The sequence below is a fragment of the Bacillus sp. KNSH39 genome, assembly GCF_052656585.1.
The window spans coordinates 5,246,139-5,263,080 of record NZ_JBQXYO010000001.1; the positions used below are offsets into that span (position 1 = coordinate 5,246,139).

Annotated in this window: 20 protein-coding genes and 1 pseudogene; 10 read left to right on the plus strand and 11 right to left on the minus strand. The window is 34.6% G+C overall.

The window, feature by feature from the left end; genetic code table 11:
- Window positions 1-33 precede the first annotated feature (33 nt).
- From dltB to ACUL40_RS26960, 3 genes are read right to left on the minus strand one after another with little or no spacing between them, the layout of a single operon-like run.
- Complete coding sequence (gene dltB / locus ACUL40_RS26950) at window positions 34-1,209, minus strand: D-alanyl-lipoteichoic acid biosynthesis protein DltB (RefSeq protein ID WP_000127933.1); 1,176 nt, start codon at window positions 1,207-1,209, stop codon at window positions 34-36.
- A complete protein-coding gene (gene dltA, locus ACUL40_RS26955; RefSeq protein ID WP_445422672.1) occupies window positions 1,206-2,720 on the minus strand; it encodes a D-alanine--poly(phosphoribitol) ligase subunit DltA in 1,515 nt (504 codons plus the stop codon). Before dltA ends, dltB begins: the two co-directional genes overlap by 4 nt.
- Window positions 2,721-2,732: 12 nt before the next feature.
- Entirely contained in the window at window positions 2,733-2,879 is a 147-nt protein-coding gene (locus tag ACUL40_RS26960; RefSeq protein WP_000440293.1) for a teichoic acid D-Ala incorporation-associated protein DltX, read from the minus strand.
- A gap of 337 nt (window positions 2,880-3,216) precedes the next feature.
- Between ACUL40_RS26960 and amaA the strand changes: the two genes are divergently transcribed.
- The 5 genes from amaA to ACUL40_RS26985 all read left to right on the plus strand — a co-directional run bounded on the left by amaA (window position 3,217) and on the right by ACUL40_RS26985 (window position 6,371).
- The gene (amaA, locus tag ACUL40_RS26965; protein ID WP_001082783.1) at window positions 3,217-4,386 is read left to right on the plus strand and encodes an N-acyl-aliphatic-L-amino acid amidohydrolase; all 1,170 of its coding nucleotides are present in this window, start codon (window positions 3,217-3,219) and stop codon (window positions 4,384-4,386) included.
- Window positions 4,387-4,616: 230 nt separating this feature from the next.
- Window positions 4,617-4,787, plus strand: coding sequence for a hypothetical protein (locus ACUL40_RS26970; protein WP_162494647.1), 171 nt, complete (start codon window positions 4,617-4,619; stop codon window positions 4,785-4,787).
- The gene (locus tag ACUL40_RS26975; protein WP_000041153.1) at window positions 4,780-5,226 is read left to right on the plus strand and encodes a flavodoxin; all 447 of its coding nucleotides are present in this window, start codon (window positions 4,780-4,782) and stop codon (window positions 5,224-5,226) included. The genes ACUL40_RS26970 and ACUL40_RS26975 overlap by 8 nt, the downstream gene beginning before the upstream one ends.
- 24 nt (window positions 5,227-5,250) lie before the next feature.
- The gene (locus tag ACUL40_RS26980; RefSeq protein ID WP_063220225.1) at window positions 5,251-6,024 is read left to right on the plus strand and encodes a hypothetical protein; all 774 of its coding nucleotides are present in this window, start codon (window positions 5,251-5,253) and stop codon (window positions 6,022-6,024) included.
- A 185-nt stretch (window positions 6,025-6,209) separates the two neighbouring features.
- A complete protein-coding gene (locus ACUL40_RS26985; protein WP_000651086.1) occupies window positions 6,210-6,371 on the plus strand; it encodes a hypothetical protein in 162 nt (53 codons plus the stop codon).
- Between the two features lie 2 nt (window positions 6,372-6,373).
- On the opposite strand, the gene ACUL40_RS26990 is transcribed toward ACUL40_RS26985, so the two are convergent.
- The gene (locus tag ACUL40_RS26990) at window positions 6,374-7,276 is read right to left on the minus strand and encodes an aminoglycoside phosphotransferase family protein (RefSeq protein WP_065382131.1); all 903 of its coding nucleotides are present in this window, start codon (window positions 7,274-7,276) and stop codon (window positions 6,374-6,376) included.
- A gap of 83 nt (window positions 7,277-7,359) precedes the next feature.
- On the opposite strand from ACUL40_RS26990, the gene ACUL40_RS26995 reads away from it, so the two are divergent.
- The gene (locus ACUL40_RS26995; protein WP_000715254.1) at window positions 7,360-7,884 is read left to right on the plus strand and encodes a hypothetical protein; all 525 of its coding nucleotides are present in this window, start codon (window positions 7,360-7,362) and stop codon (window positions 7,882-7,884) included.
- Window positions 7,885-7,965: 81 nt separating this feature from the next.
- On the opposite strand, the gene ACUL40_RS27000 is transcribed toward ACUL40_RS26995, so the two are convergent.
- From ACUL40_RS27000 to ACUL40_RS27010, 3 genes are all read right to left on the minus strand, one after another.
- Window positions 7,966-8,115 (minus strand): hypothetical protein, encoded by a 150-nt coding sequence (locus tag ACUL40_RS27000; protein WP_000743742.1) that lies wholly within the window; start codon window positions 8,113-8,115, stop codon window positions 7,966-7,968.
- A gap of 18 nt (window positions 8,116-8,133) precedes the next feature.
- Window positions 8,134-8,307 carry a hypothetical protein gene (locus tag ACUL40_RS27005; protein ID WP_000341062.1) on the minus strand — a complete coding sequence of 58 codons (174 nt, stop codon included), beginning with the start codon at window positions 8,305-8,307 and terminating at the stop codon, window positions 8,134-8,136.
- A 76-nt stretch (window positions 8,308-8,383) separates the two neighbouring features.
- Complete coding sequence (locus tag ACUL40_RS27010; protein WP_445422671.1) at window positions 8,384-9,742, minus strand: MATE family efflux transporter; 1,359 nt, start codon at window positions 9,740-9,742, stop codon at window positions 8,384-8,386.
- A 186-nt stretch (window positions 9,743-9,928) separates the two neighbouring features.
- Between ACUL40_RS27010 and uppP the strand changes: the two genes are divergently transcribed.
- The gene (gene uppP / locus ACUL40_RS27015) at window positions 9,929-10,720 is read left to right on the plus strand and encodes a bacitracin resistance undecaprenyl-diphosphatase (protein ID WP_000796256.1); all 792 of its coding nucleotides are present in this window, start codon (window positions 9,929-9,931) and stop codon (window positions 10,718-10,720) included.
- Window positions 10,721-10,749: 29 nt separating this feature from the next.
- On the opposite strand, the gene ACUL40_RS27020 is transcribed toward uppP, so the two are convergent.
- Together ACUL40_RS27020 and ACUL40_RS27025 are read right to left on the minus strand one after the other, a co-directional pair.
- Window positions 10,750-11,337 (minus strand): thioredoxin family protein, encoded by a 588-nt coding sequence (locus ACUL40_RS27020; protein WP_002023667.1) that lies wholly within the window; start codon window positions 11,335-11,337, stop codon window positions 10,750-10,752.
- Between the two features lie 33 nt (window positions 11,338-11,370).
- Window positions 11,371-11,801: pseudogene (locus ACUL40_RS27025) on the minus strand (regulatory YrvL family protein).
- Window positions 11,802-11,962: 161 nt separating this feature from the next.
- Between ACUL40_RS27025 and ACUL40_RS27030 the strand changes: the two are divergent.
- On the plus strand, window positions 11,963-12,382 hold the full coding sequence (locus ACUL40_RS27030; RefSeq protein ID WP_000081434.1) for a MarR family winged helix-turn-helix transcriptional regulator: 420 nt from the start codon (window positions 11,963-11,965) through the stop codon (window positions 12,380-12,382).
- Between the two features lie 155 nt (window positions 12,383-12,537).
- Window positions 12,538-12,693 carry a hypothetical protein gene (locus ACUL40_RS27035; protein ID WP_000184928.1) on the plus strand — a complete coding sequence of 52 codons (156 nt, stop codon included), beginning with the start codon at window positions 12,538-12,540 and terminating at the stop codon, window positions 12,691-12,693.
- 22 nt (window positions 12,694-12,715) lie between these two features.
- On the opposite strand, the gene ACUL40_RS27040 is transcribed toward ACUL40_RS27035, so the two are convergent.
- Complete coding sequence (locus ACUL40_RS27040) at window positions 12,716-13,951, minus strand: dicarboxylate/amino acid:cation symporter (protein ID WP_445422669.1); 1,236 nt, start codon at window positions 13,949-13,951, stop codon at window positions 12,716-12,718.
- Between the two features lie 1,186 nt (window positions 13,952-15,137).
- Here ACUL40_RS27040 and ACUL40_RS27045 point away from each other — a divergent pair.
- Window positions 15,138-16,481 carry a TrkH family potassium uptake protein gene (locus tag ACUL40_RS27045; protein ID WP_000383524.1) on the plus strand — a complete coding sequence of 448 codons (1,344 nt, stop codon included), beginning with the start codon at window positions 15,138-15,140 and terminating at the stop codon, window positions 16,479-16,481.
- Window positions 16,482-16,516: 35 nt separating this feature from the next.
- Here the strand turns inward: ACUL40_RS27045 and ACUL40_RS27050 are convergent, their stop codons facing one another.
- Window positions 16,517-16,891 carry a hypothetical protein gene (locus tag ACUL40_RS27050; protein ID WP_000136542.1) on the minus strand — a complete coding sequence of 125 codons (375 nt, stop codon included), beginning with the start codon at window positions 16,889-16,891 and terminating at the stop codon, window positions 16,517-16,519.
- Window positions 16,892-16,942 lie beyond the last annotated feature (51 nt).

A 16,942-nucleotide genomic window follows, 5' to 3' on the forward strand; every position in this document is an offset into this window, starting at 1 on the left:
TGTGCAACTTCTTAATGGAATAAGAAGGGTGCATTAAAAGTATCTGTTAAGGTGTCCAGAGAAGATTAGGAAACCGAAACATACAACGTGGAACGTAATTACAATCGCAAGGATGTGTGTAAATTTATTGTTTGGCCAAAACTTATGCTTCTTGTTTTTTCGTTCAAAAATATCGAATAAAATAAACAGTGCGGCATGGTATAGACCATAAATAACATACTGCGCAACAGCGCTTCCTTGGATGTGCCAAATTCCCATAATGAAGAAGTTTAAAAATGCCCCGATATACGAAATAGTGTAACGGTTCTTAATTAACTTTTTCTTCGTTGCAAAAAAGACGAAACGCATGTAAATAAAATCACGGAACCAGAATGATAAACTCATGTGCCAGCGGTTCCAGAAGTCTTTAATATTACGACTAAGGAATGGCTTATTGAAGTTTTCTGGCGTTTTAATTCCCATCATATAACTTACACCAATTACAAAAGAGCTATAACCAGCAAAATCAAAGAATAGATATAAGCTATAGCTATACATGTAAATCATATTTGAAAATATTGTATCGTGTTGAGCGAATGCTGGATCCATACAATATTGCTTTATTAAGTAAGCAATAATAAATTTATACAAGAAACCTTGGAAAATACGATTTAGTCCTGTATATAGTAAATTTTGATATTCTTCAGCGCTAGGTGGCTTTTGAATATCTTTTTGGAATCTTCGGTAACGATCGATAGGTCCTGTTGAAATCGCAGGGAAGAATAAAACGAATTCCCAGAAGTTAAAGAAAGAAAGCTCTTTAATTAAACCATCACGAACTTCAAATACCATTTGAACTGCTCTGAATGTTACGTAAGATATACCTAGGAAAACAACAAGTTTTAACTCAGGTAAAAACGATGCAAACGGCGCGATTTTTGCCAAAATAAGAGGCAAAATCGATAAAATAACAGCTATGCAAAATGTGAATGTACTATTATTTTGTTTTCTTAAAATTAAGTAGCCTTTAATAAGGACATATTGCCAAATAATAAATGCAGCTAGCATCATTGCTTGCTTTGGTTTATCTGAGAAGATAATAGCAATCATGACTAATGTTAAAACGGCATTATATTTGCGCAACATTTTACCTTTTAATCCAGCTATGATAGTAGGTATTAATAAAATGCCCACTATAGCGAAAAAATAAAATGATCCATATGCGGTCATGCTGTAACCTCACTCAATAATTTTTTGCGATCTACCTTTCCATTTGGTGTCATTGGAATAGAAGATTGATACATGAATTTACGTGGAATCATGTAGTTTGGTAATCGCTCATTGAGTTCTTTTTTGATTGCAGATGTTAATTTGAATTCTTTTTCAAATGAATGTTCTCCAGGAACAACAACCGCTAATAAATAATCGTATTTCTCACCTTTTTTAATTGGAACGATAACTGCTCCTTCTACGTAAGAACACGCACGAAGGTGATGCTCAATTTCTTCTAATTCCATTCGATAACCATGCAGCTTAATTTGGAAATCAAGACGACCATTATAGAATAGAAGACCATTTTCAACATAGCCAGCATCGCCTGTTTTATAGGCGCGCTCACCGTCAATCATAGTAAATGCTTTTTCTGTTAATTCAGGGCTTCCTAAATATCCAACGCTTACGCTTGGACCGACAATTACGATTTCACCTTTTTCACCATCAGGTGCGATCGTGCCATCTTCTTTCATAATAAGAAGGCGACAGTCTGATTTACAATAGCCAACTGGAAGTGATTTGTATTGATCAAGCACTTCTTCTGTAACGTGAATACCTGTTACAGCGACAGTAGCTTCTGTTGGACCATACGTATTCATAATTGTTACTTTAGGGAAACGTTCAATTAATTTTCTAGCCACTTCATTTGGTAACACTTCGCCGCAGAATAAGAATGTTTTCATGTTCGGTAGCATACTCTCAGAGAAAGATGCTTCCATTAAACACATTTCAGCGAAAGAAGGTGTGGAAGTCCATACTTGAATATCCGATTGCTCTAAAGAAGCAAACAAGTCTTTTGGACGCGCAATCATATCTTTATCGATTGCCCAAAGTGTACCACCTGTTACTAATGATGGGTAAATATCCATTACAGATAAATCGAATGAGAAAGGTGCTTGGTTTAAGAATACTTGCCCTGTTTGTAAGTTGAAATCTTCTACAGCCCATTTTGTAAAGCTAACAAGGCAGTTATAAGTAATCTGAACCCCCTTCGGATTACCTGTGCTTCCTGATGTGTAAATAATGTAGAAATTCTCATCACCTTTTACCGCATGTTCAGGATTTGGAGTGTTCCCTTTATGAGTAAAGAAAATATCTTTTAAGTTGTCTTCACTTACGATGCGAACTGGTAAATCAGTTACAGTTACTGCTGTTGCCGATAAAAGTAATTTCGCACCAGAATTTTCAGCAATACGTTGTACACGATCAGCTGGGATAGATAAATCTACAGGAATGTAAGCATGTCCAGCTTTTACACATCCTAAAAAGTTAATAATCATTTCAGGTTGCATATGGCCATACACCATAATTGGTGAACGATCGTCTGGATACTCAGAAGAAATCCAATGTGCTAACGCATCAGAATCTTCCTTTAATTGTTTGTACGTAATTTTCGCATCTCGCCAAACAAAAGCGGTTTGATCAGGCGTTTCTGCAGCCCACTTTTCAATTTGTTCTAATAACTTCATAACGTTCCCACCCTAGAATTCATTGTAAATAAATGTACTTGTGTTTGTATCATGGAATCCATACAACCAAAGCAATGCAAATAAAATTGCAAGATAATAAACCGTCTTTGCAACCCATTGTGTGAGTGGTCGAGACCATATCTCTTTTAATCTTTCCATGTCTTTCCCTCTCTTAATGAAATAATAGCTCTTTGTAGGTATCATGTCCTACATTATTGTGAAAAAAACAAAATCCCACATTTTAGGTAAAAATAAGTCAAAAGGCTCTTTTCTGATATTAGCACTAAATACTAAAAAAGAAAATCCCTAACTTAGCAATTATATTACATTCAGCATGAATTTGTAATGGGTTTGACATGTAAATAGAAAGTGGATTGTGTGAATACATAAAAGTGGACTATAAGAATACGTAAAAATACAGTGTTTGTTTTTATTAATCATTTAAGACGGAGTAAACTTTTAAATTTCTAGTTCTTTTGAAAAGGAGGAAATTATCATGAATAGAGTGTGGAAGAATCTAATTTCGGAAGAAAATATCGTGAAATGGAGAAGGCATTTCCATAAGTATCCGGAATTATCATTTCATGAAAAAGAAACTTCGCAATTTATATATGATACATTATGCTCATTTTCTTCTTTTGAAGTAACGAGACCGACGAAATATAGTGTACTAGCAATTAAAAGAGGTGTGAAGCAAGGGAAAGTAATTGCGATTCGAGCTGATATAGACGCTTTGCCAATTCAAGAGGAGACAAGTAAATCTTATACATCTGTGAATAAAGGAATGATGCATGCATGTGGGCACGATGCTCACGCAGCTATTTTATTAAGCACAGCAGAGGTGTTATCAAATATAAAGGAAGATTTTGCAGGTGAGATTCGTCTATTCTTTCAGCACGCAGAAGAGGTGTATCCAGGCGGGGGACAAGAAATGGTTGAGGCAGGTGTAATGGACGGTGTTGATTATGTAATAGGTTTACATGTTATGTCAGGACTTGAGAGTGGAAAGATAGGAATTGCATATGGACCGATGATGGCAGCTCCAGACGTATTTACAGTTGAGATTCAAGGCAAAGGAGGACATGCGGCGCGACCAGAAGAAACGATAGATCCTATTGCTATCGGAGCACAGATTATTACAAATCTACAACATATCGTATCAAGAAATACAAGTGCTTTTATGCAAAGGGTTGTTTCAGTTACACAATTTCATGGGGGAACGGCTGACAATATTATTCCTAGTACAGCAACTTTAATGGGAACTGTTCGTTCATTTAATCAAGCATTGAGGGTGGAAGCAGAAGGGAAAATCGAGAAAATTGTGAAAGGAATTACAGAAGCACATGGAGGATCGTATACATATACGTATCGATATGGATATGATCCGGTTATTAATGATGAATATATTACGAAAATAGTAGAAGAAAGTGCACTACATTTGTTTGGGAATGAGCGTGTTGTGAAGCTTGAACCTTCTATGGGTGGAGAAGATTTTTCAGCATATTTAAGAAAAGCACCTGGTTGTTTCATTAAATTAGGAACAGGTAATGAAAATATATATACTTGTTATCCACATCATCATCCGAAATTTGACTTGGATGAATCAGCATTAATTTGTGGAGTGGAGCTATTTTTAGAGACGACTATAAGATTACTAAAATCATAGAAAAACAAAAAAAGGCAACTGCACTCTATTGCAGTTGCTTTTATTTCTTTCCGTCAGAGAGGGCTGAGAAAGAACTATGCTCATTCATAGTATATGAATAGCTAACGGACAAGCTTGTACATTTTAATCATTTTTTTAAAAATAGTTATTGACATTGATAATCAATGTCAATTAATCTAAATATAGTTGGAATTGATAATTATTATCAATAGAATGGATGCGACATGTTAATGAGAAAGAATTTTCACCTTCTGCGGAGGGGATTAAAAGATAAAAATAAAGATGTTGATCAGCATATGAAATGGCAAAGAAATGTAATTCGGTCTGAATATGTAGATGAGAAGAAGAGCATTCAAACAGAAAAAGAGATACAAAGTAAAGGGAGAGGTTCAGTTGAGTAAGTTAGTAATGATTTTTGCAAGTATGAGTGGAAATACAGAGGAAATGGCTGACCATATTGCCGGCGTAATTCGTGAAACAGAAAATGAAATTGAAGTTATTGATATTATGGATTCACCAGAAGCTTCTATATTAGAACAGTATGATGGAATTATTTTAGGTGCATACACTTGGGGAGATGGCGATCTTCCTGATGATTTCTTAGATTTTTATGATGCAATGGATTCTATTGATTTAACTGGGAAAAAAGCGGCAGTATTCGGATCATGTGATTCGGCTTATCCGAAATACGGAGTGGCAGTTGACATTTTAATAGAAAAGCTACAAGAGCGCGGGGCAGCAGTTGTGTTAGAAGGACTAAAAGTAGAATTAACGCCAGAAGATGAAGATGTAGAAAAATGTTTACAGTTTGGAGCTGAATTTGTAAAACACCTTTCTTAATGGCAGAAGGGAGATGAAGAGCAAGTGCATGAGAAAATCTCAATCAAAACGATGACAGATTATCATTTGTATGATTTTATGCGTTGTCCGCATAAATTTTATTTTCGTCACATAAAAAGAAGAGAACCTTCTTCATTTGAATGGCAACAAATAGCACAAATGATTGTCAATCAAATTATTAACGAGTATTACACGCTACCTGCGGGTCAACAAACGAAAATTGTACTTTTAATATTAATAGAAAAGTATTGGAAAAAAGTAAGGATTGATATGTTTGCTTCGAAGACGGAGTACTATATTGTATTAGCGAAGCTAACGGATCACTTATTACAGTTCGTTGAAAAGGATGATAGTCAGACACCACCATTGTTTTTATACGAGAAGTTTCAAACATATATGGAAGAGTTAGGTGTCCACATGTCATTGACATTTGAAGTTGGTGAGTGGAGTGCTGAGTCGTTTGTAATTAAAAAGTATGTTGTCGATGCAGATGAGGAAATGCTTGCTCTTTGTCAGAAGCTAATGACAGTATTCAGTTATAAAGCTTTCGGAGTTCTTCCAGGAAAAATTGAAGTTGTTAATTTAATAGAAGGAACTAAGTATGAGTACATTCCGAAACAGGAAGATATTATAACTGGAATGGCTGATTTATCTAGAATGAAAGAAATGTTAGAGCAACCTGAGCATTATACAGAGCGTCATTTTCGTTCTGAGTGTATAAGTTGTGCGTTTCGTAGTGAATGCCAAGGGGAAGAAGTAAAGACAGAAGCGAAACAGAAGAAAAATATAGTTCATTAAAGGATGCAACTTTGCATCCTTTTTTGTTATTGACATGAAAAGCTTTTCATCATTTACGGTATATTTGTAGCAGATTTTAATAAAGTGAAACTTTAATCAGTGGGGGTTTTGTCAATCACCCACTGATTATCAGCCCTCATTAATCGGGCTACCCACAAATAGCAGAATAAAGGGAGGAATAATCAATGAAAGATGAAACAAAAGTATTTCAATGGTTAAAAGAACAAAATGCTCCTTTTGAAATTCAACTGCAAATTTTACAGGCGTTTCAATTGTATAAAGTTATTGTTGAAATGGATAAAAAGTTAATGATGTATGAGGAGAGAGTATATAGGGAGAGAATGTAATCTCATCCCTGTAATATCGTTTTTAGCTGTTCTGTGCCTGTAATGAATTCGAGTTCATTCTCTGACTCAAAGTTATAAATAATATTATGTAGTAAAGGACTGTATTGATAAAAGGTAGTAATACGATGAATGAGTAATGGATCATGATGAGAAATAAGTGTACTGTACTGTTCATATACAGATGTAGTAAACTCATCTCCGAAATCATAATATAGTCCTGCAAAATCAAAAGCAGGATCGCCAATTTGCGCATCACCAAAATCGATAACACCTGAAATGCGTTTGTTCTGCTTGTTAAATAAAATGTGATGATGTGTAAAATCAGCGTGAATGATTGTATTTTGAAATTTAGATGTAGCTAGACAGGCAAAGAAATTCTCGAATAAACGATTTAAGGCTGATTTCTGGAACGAAGTAAGATTGTTAGTAACATACTGATTTAATTTAGTTTGTAGCTCTTTCCAGTAGGTAAGTGTTTTTTCAATAGGGAATCCTAACGCTGTAACACTTTTTAGAGGAATACTATGTAGAGCAGCAAGGAAAGTAGCTAATTGTGTAATAATTGCTTTCAGCTTTGGATCCTCCAGCGTGGCAACTGTTTCTGTTTTTAATGGTTCACCATGAATGAGAGTATAGTAACTACAAAGAGGAACCTCATCAGATTCATTTTTATAAATTAGGTGATATTGTGGAACTTCGATTTCTTGTAGTGATTGAGTGAGAATTGCGCATAGTTCTTTTTCTAACGGAATTCGCATCGCATATTCCTGTTTTCGCGGGAAACGAAACAGTAGCTCATCATTTACTATAACTGCTACATTATCCCATCCTTCTTCATTTTGTTTATATGAATGTATAGAAAGATTAGGCAAAGCTTCTTTTATATAATGTTTGTAAGAGTCCATAATTGTTCCTCGTTTCTGAGTTAAGTTATTCTATTTTATGATATCAGAATTTTCTTTCTATATGTTAAAATATATCTATTATTATGAAGAAGGGCGGGAGTATTACGAAAAAAAGACTGTTAATCATTTCTCTATGTATCGCTTTTGTATTGTTTTGGTCATATAAAGAGGAGGTTTTTGCTACCTTTAAACCGATTGATCAGTACGAGTTAAATAAGGAGTTAAAGAACAAAAGTATAGAAAACTTAACTCATAATGAAATGAAAAAGGTAGGAGAGCATTTTGTGACCGAGCAACTATCAGTGTTTGGGTCTACTAATAAAGAAGATGTGAAACGAAAAGGTGAAGAACTATTTTTAAATAGAGGGTATGAACAATTAATGGGAAATTATTATCCAAATCGTTTTCAAGATTTAGAGTATAAATTTACAAACGAGGAGATACGTGAAGAGACCAATGAGAGTTTTCTTTATCAAGCTGTAGCGTACGTTGCGGGTACTGAAAATGGTAAGAGTAAGAGAAGCGAAATGAAATTGAATTATGAAGTGAAAATTGTAAAGGTTAATAATATATTTATGGTGCTAGAACAAAAGCAGCGCGTACAATAAAGGAAATTCATTGCTCAATAGAACATTTGAGGGTGTATTACTTAATGCGGAATAAAAAGACCCTTAAGGAATAAAGGGCCTTTAAAGATTTTCATTTTGTTGACCAAGTTCTTTTTGAGCAATATATAAATTCCCTTGCTCGACTTGTTTAAGAGTATGAACAGAATCTCCTGCATATCCTTTTTGTGTTTTAACAGTTCTTTTTGAACGATTGGAATCTTGTTTCTTCATATAATAGGCCACCTTTCATCAAAAATAAACGAAAATGATAAGTATGAGTAATACAGCAGCGAAAATGGTAATGCCCATTAAAAACGAAGTGTTTTTATATTTAGGTGGCTTATGTACATCTTGCCGATATCCAGGTGAAATTTCAGGGGCAAATTCTTCATCGAATGATTGCTTTTTTTCTTTGTCGTCCATATGTACCCACCTTTCTTTTTCATTATATTATACGTTACAAGAAAAAATATGCATAAAGAAAACAGCCGCTTTATTATTAGCGGCTGTTTTGTGTTGTATATTTTCGTTGTACTTGAAAGAGACGGATAAGTAGGAAGGCAGCGCCAAATGCTAGACCGATAATAAGACCGATCCAATAGCCTTTCGCGGCCCATTCTGTATACGTCGCTAATATGTAACCTAGTGGTAGACCTATTATCCAATAAGCAATTAAAGTCATAATTAGAGCAACATTTACATCTTTATAACCACGCAAAGCTCCTTGTACAGGGGTTGCAATTGCATCTGAAATTTGAAATAAAATTGCAAAGATAAGAAATTCTTTTGCTAAATGATGAACTTTTGCATCTGTCGTATAAATAGAAGCAATTTGATCATCAAAGAAGTAGAGAAGAATCGAATATAATAAAGCAAAGGCAAGGGCTAATCCAATTCCAATCAGTCCGTATTGTTTTGCATTATCGTAACGTTTTGCTCCAACTTCGAATCCAACCGCAATAGTCATTGCCATTGCTAAACTTAGCGGAGTCATATATAACAAGGAAGCAAAGTTCATAGCTGTTTGGTGAGCTGCAATAGTTGTCGTACTAAAATTACTCATCATGAGCGTTACCGCAGCGAAAATACTCGTTTCAAAAAAGATAGCAAATCCGATAGGGACGCCAAGTTTTAAGAATGCTATCCAACTCGAAAGAGAAGGTCGGTATAATTGTTTGAAAATGTTGAAAGAGGCAAAAGGCTCTTTCGTCTGAATAATAATGACTGTAATAATTAAAATGCACCAATATGTTGCAGTGGAAGCAATTGCTGCTCCGACACCACCGAGCTTTGGGAAACCGAAGTTACCAAAAATTAATAGGTAATTTAATATTACATTAATTGGTAATGATAATAATGTAATAATCATCGTTGTTCGAGTTTTTCCTAATGCATCAATAAATCCACGTAAAACAGTGTAAGTGAATAAAGGTATAATTCCTATTGCGATAATACTTAAAAATTGAGCTGCAATACGTTCCACAGGTTCTTCTAAGCGCATGCCATTTAAAATAGGTGAAACGACGAAAAAACCGATGAGGATAACAACGAAGCTAGCACAAATTGCTAAATAAACTGCTTGTATGACAACGTGGGGAACGTCCTCTTTTTTCTTGGATCCAACGAGCTGTGCAACAATGGGAGTAGTAGCCATTAAAATTCCTGTTAACCCCGTACTAACTGGAATCCATATACTTGTTCCAATTGCCACACCTGCTAAATCAGTTGGACTTGCATGTCCTGACATCGTTGTATCAAAAAAACTCATCGCAAATAATGACATTTGCGTTACGAAAATCGGAAAAAATAGTAATACAAATTGCTTTAACTTTTGTGAGAATGAAGTAGTTTCTTTCATAAAATCCCCTTTCCGTATAAAAAAACAAACTCTTACTATCATACAATTTAATCAAAGATTAGAAAAGAAATACGCGCCTATAACATATGAAGCCAATAAAAAAAGGATGCACTTTGAAAAGGGATAAGGTATTATGATAAGGTGTGAAAAAATTACATATTATTTGTTATTAAGGAGGCACTACTTGTGGCTGATTGGTTAATTGGTTTAATCATGGGTGCTGTTGAAGGGTTAACAGAGTTTCTACCAGTATCATCAACAGGACATATGATTTTAACAGGACATTTAATTGGATTTGACGATGAGAGAGCGAAAGTTTTTGAAGTTGTTATCCAATTGGGATCGATTTTAGCAGTTGTTGTTATATTTTGGAAGCGTCTATGGTCGTTAGTTGGAATAGGTAAAGTAACAGACGGACCATCGTTAAATTTATTACATATTATTATCGGGATGATTCCTGCCGGGGTACTTGGCGTATTATTCCATAGCACTATTAAAGAGGTTTTATTTGGTCCAGGACCAGTTGTTATTAGCTTAGTAGCCGGTGGTATTTTAATGATTGTTGCTGAGAAGTTTTCGAAACCAAGTACAGCAAGAACGTTAGATGAAATCACATATAAACAGGCATTTACAATTGGAATGTTCCAATGTTTAGCTCTTTGGCCAGGATTTTCTCGTTCTGGTTCTACAATAAGTGGTGGTTTATTAGCTCGCGTGTCGCATACAGCGGCAGCTGAATATACGTTCATTTTAGCGGTACCGATGATGGTAGCTGCAAGTGGCTTAGATTTAATTAAAAGCTGGGATGTATTAAGCTCAGCAGATATAACGCTATTTGTAACAGGATTTGTAACTGCATTCGTTGTTGCGATGCTTGCAATTGTTTCATTCTTGAAATTATTATCTCGTGTAAAACTAACACCGTTCGCTTATTATCGTTTCATTTTAGCTGCGGTATTCTATTTCTTCATTATGTAATAAAAAAACCTGCCGAGCTCGGCAGGTTTTTATTTTACTACTTTTTCCATCATGTTTTCCATTACATGTTCCCAAAGAGAAGTATCATCAGCTAATGTAGCACGGAAATTAGCATACATTTCTTTTTGTTTTTCTTCGAAAGTTGGATCTTCTTTTTCAGGTAATGTAGCGCGCATTGAAGTTACTAATTCTTGTACTTTTGGAGCGCGTGGTCCCCAAACAGCTTGTTCATTTCCATCTTTATCAATGAAAATAAAGATTGGAATCGCACGTGCTGTTCCATTTGTTAAATATTGATCCATTAATTCTAAGTTTTCATCGCGAATTAATAAACTCATATCAATATTTGCAACTTCAGAAATTCGTTTCATAACAGGTACGCATAAAAGAGCATCGCCACACCAATCAGCAGTTAATACGATAACACGCCAGCCATCATTTTGACGTTCTTCTAATACAGGAAGTAATTCATTTGGAATTAAAAAATTATTGTAAATGTGTAGTAGCTCGTATTGGTTTACTTGCATTTCATTCACATATGTATCAAAGGACATACCTTTATCAGCCCATTGTTGTAAGTTCATAATTAACACCTCTTTAGTAAGATTTGCTTTCATTGTACCAATTTTTATATAGAAAAGCTTGTATTCTTACTCTTTCTTGTCACTTAATAATTTATTTAATAGAAAAAAGAATAGTACGACACATAATTCAGTTAAGTTGGACATTTGTACGCTTTCTATCCAATCATCAGCAGTATGAATGACGAACCAATCTAGTGTAATTTCAATGAATGAGAAAAGAGTGAGAGAAATCCAATTTGACATGTTTTGAGTCAATGGATATAGCAGCGCTTTGAAGAAACTGAAAATAAATAATGTAATACCATCTAAGAAAGTGATTAATAAAAAAAGAGAAGTAAAGCAGTACGTGAACTATACTCTATACCTGTAATTTGAAAGATTCCTACATATACAAAAAATATAAATGCAAAAATTATAATGAGAAAAAGAGCAATAATACTAATGATAATCGTTTTATCTTTTAGGCTGAGATTTGAGAATTTCTCCTCCTCATGCATTAAGATACCCCCTTTTTCTGGAAGTTAACTTCATTTTATCATGAACTACATATTAAAAAACTACGAATTATGGGAAAATAAGGTGACAAAAAGTAAGATTTCATGTAAAATTATTAATAAGGTTTTTATTTAACTAAATGAAATAAAAGGAGCTGTCAAAGTTGTCTCAAAATCGAGAGCAATTAATGGAAGAACTATCGACAAATGTGTTTGCTATGTTTCGCACATTGCGTAATGATATCGGAAAAATATTCGGTGGTTACATACCGTGGAATGAATTCATCGTCCTGAGAATATTAAATCGTACGAATAAAGAAATGGTATCGCGTGTAGCAAATGAATTAAATGTGTCGAATAGTCATATTACAGCTGTTACAGAAAAATTAATTAATAAAGGTTTTGTAACTCGTTCACGTTCTACATCAGATCGCCGAGTTGTGTATTTAGAGATTACAGAACAAGGGAAAGATTTAGTTGCGAAAATGGAAGATGCGAAAAAACAATATTTACAAGAAAGATTCTCTACACTTTCAGAAGATGAAATGAATGTAATGATTTCGATTTCCAAAAAACTTATTTAAGTGATTATAAACAAGAAAACGCTTACGTGATGAAAGAGAAGATCTTCCTTATATATGGAAGGTCTTCTTTCATGTGTAATAGATGTTAAAAAATAAAATGTGTATGAAAAAAGATAGAGCGCCATACTACTAATACAAGGAAGGGAGGGAGAAATATGACGAATCGTAACGGTAGTAAAGGGAGCGGTAATCAAGGATCACCAAAGTCCGGCCAGTTTAATCAGGAATTTAGCACTGAATTTGAAACTGGTAATGATAATAAAGGGAAAGAATATCGTTCTAAAAAAGGGAGTAAATCAAAAAAGGAGTGAAATTCATCACTCCTTTTTTGATTTAAGATGCTGCCGATTGATCCGTATTATATTTTTCTTCTGATTTTGCGACAATCATTGCGCAAATTGCATCACCAGAAATGTTTACAGCTGTTCTAGACATATCTAAAATACGGTCAATACCGATAATTAAAGCGATACCTTCTACTGGTAGATTTACTTGATTTAAAACCATTGTAAGCATTACAAGTCCAACACCAGGTACACCAGCAGTACCGATACTAGCTAGTACAGCAGTTAATACGACCATAGCTAATTGCGGTAATGTAAGTTCAACTCCGTATACTTGAGCGATAAATACAGTGGCTACCCCTTGCATAATGGCAGTACCATCCATATTAATAGTTGCCCCTAGTGGTTGTACAAATGAGCTTATCGCTTTTGGAACGCCAAGTTTATCTTGTGCTGTTTTCATTGCAAATGGAAGCGATGCATTAGAGCTAGATGTACTAAATCCAATTGCCATTACTGGTCCGAAATGTTTAAAGAAACGAACAATACTTTCTTTTGCTAATACCTTTAATAAGCCGCCATATACAAAGACCCCGTGAATAATGAGTACTAACATAACGACAATCATATACTTGAACATCGCAGCGACGCCTGCAAGCCCCATTTTACCAACGGATGAAGCGAGCAAACCGAATGTTCCAATTGGGGCTAATTTCATAATGAGATTAACAAGATACATCATTAATTCGTTGCCCTGTTCAAGTAATGAATGGATACCTTGAACTCGTTTTCCTAAAATAGCTATACCGAGTCCAATCAATACGGCAAAGGCAATGATTTGTAACATGTTTCCGTCAGCCATCGCTTTTGCTGGGTTATCTGGTACGATATTTAGCAATGTGTCGACGAAAGATGTTTCAGTTTTTGCACCTTCATACTTAAGACCTTCTGTTTTAAAATTACCGCCAGCTCCTGGTTTTATAATAAGTGCAAATGTAACCGCTATAGAGATGGCAACCGCAGTTGTTACGAGAAAGAATGAAATTGATTTTAAACCGATTCTTCCAAGTTGTTTCGGATCTCCAAGGCCGGCAGCACCAAGTACGATAGAAATGAACACAACAGGAACAACTAGCATTTTAATAAGTCGAATAAACAATTGACCAATTGGGTTGAACACAAATTGATTTAGTGGCTCAAAGATAGATGGAGCAGCTAAATTTAGAGTGAGTCCAACAACTAGACCTAGAAATAATGCGATTAAGATTGCTTTTGTTTGTTTCAATAAAATCCCCCCTTTTGTTTTTGCGAAATTTCTTTCTAAAGTAATTATACCGAAAAAATACCTAATTTGACAATATTTTCTGAATTTTTCATTTTTGTTTAAGTGTAGATAGACTGATTTTGTGTTTGGAAAATAAAATAGACCATCACATAGGATGGTCAAGGGAAGGGGACAATTTATGTCAATTTAATTAGGGATGGAAGTTGCTTTAAGACACTGGGGAATGTCTTATAAATTAGGGAGGAACAACTTCGATACATATACTATAAAAGGTAGGTGTGACTCTCATGTGAACATAGGGTGAAAGAGAGGGGGAGTTTTAAATAAAAGATAGAAAGACAAAAAAATAAGACCATCATATATAAGATGGTCAAGGAAGGGGACAATTTATGTCAATTTAATTAGGGATGGAAGCTGCTTTAAGACACTGGGGAATGTCTTATAAATTAGGGAGGAACAACTTCGATACATATACTATAAAAGGTAGATGTGACCTCTGTGTGAACATAGAGTGAAAGAGAGAGGGAGTTTTAAATAAAAGATAGAAAGACAAAAAAATAAGACCATCATATATAAGATGGTCAAGGAAGGGGACAATTTATGTCAATTTAATTAGGGATGGAAGCTGCTTTAAGACACTGGGGAATGTCTTATAAATTAGGGAGGAACAGCTTCGATACATATACTATAAAAGGTAGATGTGACCTCTGTGTGAATATAGAGTGAAAGAGAGAGGGAGTTTTAAATAAAAGATAGAAAGACAAAAAAATAAGACCATCATATATAAGATGGTCAAGGAAGGGGACAATTTATGTCAATTTAATTAGGGATGGAAGCTATTCAAAGACACTGGGGAATGTCTTATAAATTAGGGAGGAACAGCTTCGATACATATACTATAAAAGGTGGATGTGACCTCTATGTGAACATAGAGTGAAAGATATGGGGATTTGAAAAATAGTACATATGAAATTGTTATTGCTAGCAATATTGAGTTAGGATATAGAGTTTTCCGGCATAAAACGAAAAGGAATCTGAATATAAATAAAAGTTGTAATCTATGAAAAAAAGGATTATGCTCAACTATATTATGAGAATATAAGGTTTGTCCCAATTATTTAAGGGCTTTTAAAAAGCTTTTTATTGTATGAGGGGAAAGCTTCACTTTAATAAGGGAGTTAGTGATATGGACGTAACAAAAAAACAAGGGCTGTATAATCGTCTTATACGATTAAACCCACCACAAATATTAGCATTAGGCTTTTTCTGCTTAATTGTGGTTGGCGGTTTGTTATTAAAATTACCATTCGCAACGAAAGTACATATTAGTTGGGTAGATGCTTTCTTTACAGCAACGTCAGCAGCGACCGTAACTGGTTTGGGAGTAGTGGATACAGCAAGTACATTTACGATGTTTGGCGAAATTGTTATTATGTTTTTAATTCAAACAGGTGGTCTAGGCCTTATGACAATTGCCATTTTAATTGTTTGGGTACTAGGTAAAAAAATCGGATTACGCCATCGTTTATTAATTGGAGAAGCATTTAATCAAACAAATATAGGTGGTCTTGTAAAATTAGTAAAGCGTGTCTTTATATTTTCGATTTGTATTGAACTTATTGGGGTCATCTTTTTATCGTTTCGCTTTATTCCAGAGTTTGGTTTTGGAAAAGGTTTATACTATAGTATTTTTCATGTAATTGCATCTTATAATAATGCAGGATTTGCTTTATGGCCAGATAATTTAACAAGATATGTAGGGGATCCCATTATTAATATTGGGATTTGCTCTTTAATTGTAATTGGGGGACTCGGTTTTACCGTATTAATTGATATATGGTATAGCCGCAGTTTTCGAAAATTATCACTTCACTCAAAAATAATGATTATTGGAACAGTAGTGCTAAATATTATAGCAATGATTGTGATTTTTGTATTGGAATATAATAATGTGAAGACGTTAGGGAATTTATCTTTAAATGAAAAACTATGGGCTTCCTTCTTTCAAGGTATTACTCCGCGGACAGCTGGATTTAATACGGTTGACTATGGAGGTATGGAAGAATCATCTATATTATTTACGATGATTTTGATGTTTATTGGTGCAGGAAGTGTATCGACAGGTGGAGGAATTAAATTAACGACGTTTGTTATCTTAATTACATCTGTCCTTTCTTTCTTTAGAAAAAAGGAGGAAATTGTTTTATTTCAGCGTACAATTAAAATGTCAACAGTAACGAGGGCCTTAGCGATTGCTGTTGCCAGTCAAATACTTATTTTAGCAGCGGTATTCATATTAATGCTTACAGAAAACTTCAGCTTTATTCAATTATTATTTGAGACAATATCAGCGTTTGGCACAGTCGGATTAACGATGGGAATTACTGCAAAGCTATCGGCATTCGGAAAATGTATTATTATGTTTGTTATGTTCTGCGGATTAATTGGACCATTAACACTTGTGTTCTCTTTAGCGCGACCAGCAAAACAAAAAATAAAATATCCATCGGAAGATGTGTTTACAGGATAAGGTATCCCGCGTTAAGCGAGATACCTTTTTCTTTTTTAGAACAGGGAGAACAATAGACCAATAAGTGCTACTCGGAATAAAATTGCGATAAGTGCAGCAATTCCACCGACAACTGCAGCGATACCACCAGTTACAGTAGCTCCGCGATTATAAGCGTAAATACCGAGTAAAACAGAAACAAGACCAAATAGTGTTGGAAATGTAAATAGCGATAAGATAGATAGCGCAAGAGCGATAAAACCAGCAGTTGATCCAGCAGCGGACGATTTTACAACATCTTTATCGTCTTTATCATTGTAATCATAATCAATGCGTTGTGGTGCAACCTCAGCGGCGTACTCTTCTTTATAGTCACTATAATCACTATCTATTCTATCTTTTCTTTTATAATCATCAAATTTCTCAGTCAAAGTCATGACTCCTTTCATAACAAGGTTCAATAGTAGTATGTATCTCTTTTT

Excerpts from the sequence above, each read along its gene's own strand:
- ACUL40_RS26995 (WP_000715254.1), top strand. The coding sequence starts at position 7,360 with ATGAAGAAGGGCGGGAGTATTACGAAAAAAAGACTGTTAATCATTTCT.
- ACUL40_RS26960 (WP_000440293.1), bottom strand. The coding sequence starts at position 2,879 with ATGGAAAGATTAAAAGAGATATGGTCTCGACCACTCACACAATGGGTT.
- ACUL40_RS27045 (WP_000383524.1), top strand. The coding sequence starts at position 15,138 with ATGGACGTAACAAAAAAACAAGGGCTGTATAATCGTCTTATACGATTA.
- ACUL40_RS27020 (WP_002023667.1), bottom strand. The coding sequence starts at position 11,337 with ATGAAAGCAAATCTTACTAAAGAGGTGTTAATTATGAACTTACAACAA.
- ACUL40_RS27000 (WP_000743742.1), bottom strand. The coding sequence starts at position 8,115 with ATGAAGAAACAAGATTCCAATCGTTCAAAAAGAACTGTTAAAACACAA.
- dltA (WP_445422672.1), bottom strand. The coding sequence starts at position 2,720 with ATGAAGTTATTAGAACAAATTGAAAAGTGGGCTGCAGAAACGCCTGAT.
- dltB (WP_000127933.1), bottom strand. The coding sequence starts at position 1,209 with ATGACCGCATATGGATCATTTTATTTTTTCGCTATAGTGGGCATTTTA.
- ACUL40_RS26970 (WP_162494647.1), top strand. The coding sequence starts at position 4,617 with ATGAGAAAGAATTTTCACCTTCTGCGGAGGGGATTAAAAGATAAAAAT.
- ACUL40_RS27035 (WP_000184928.1), top strand. The coding sequence starts at position 12,538 with ATGACGAATCGTAACGGTAGTAAAGGGAGCGGTAATCAAGGATCACCA.
- ACUL40_RS26990 (WP_065382131.1), bottom strand. The coding sequence starts at position 7,276 with ATGGACTCTTACAAACATTATATAAAAGAAGCTTTGCCTAATCTTTCT.
- ACUL40_RS27005 (WP_000341062.1), bottom strand. The coding sequence starts at position 8,307 with ATGGACGACAAAGAAAAAAAGCAATCATTCGATGAAGAATTTGCCCCT.
- amaA (WP_001082783.1), top strand. The coding sequence starts at position 3,217 with ATGAATAGAGTGTGGAAGAATCTAATTTCGGAAGAAAATATCGTGAAA.
- ACUL40_RS27010 (WP_445422671.1), bottom strand. The coding sequence starts at position 9,742 with ATGAAAGAAACTACTTCATTCTCACAAAAGTTAAAGCAATTTGTATTA.
- ACUL40_RS26985 (WP_000651086.1), top strand. The coding sequence starts at position 6,210 with ATGAAAGATGAAACAAAAGTATTTCAATGGTTAAAAGAACAAAATGCT.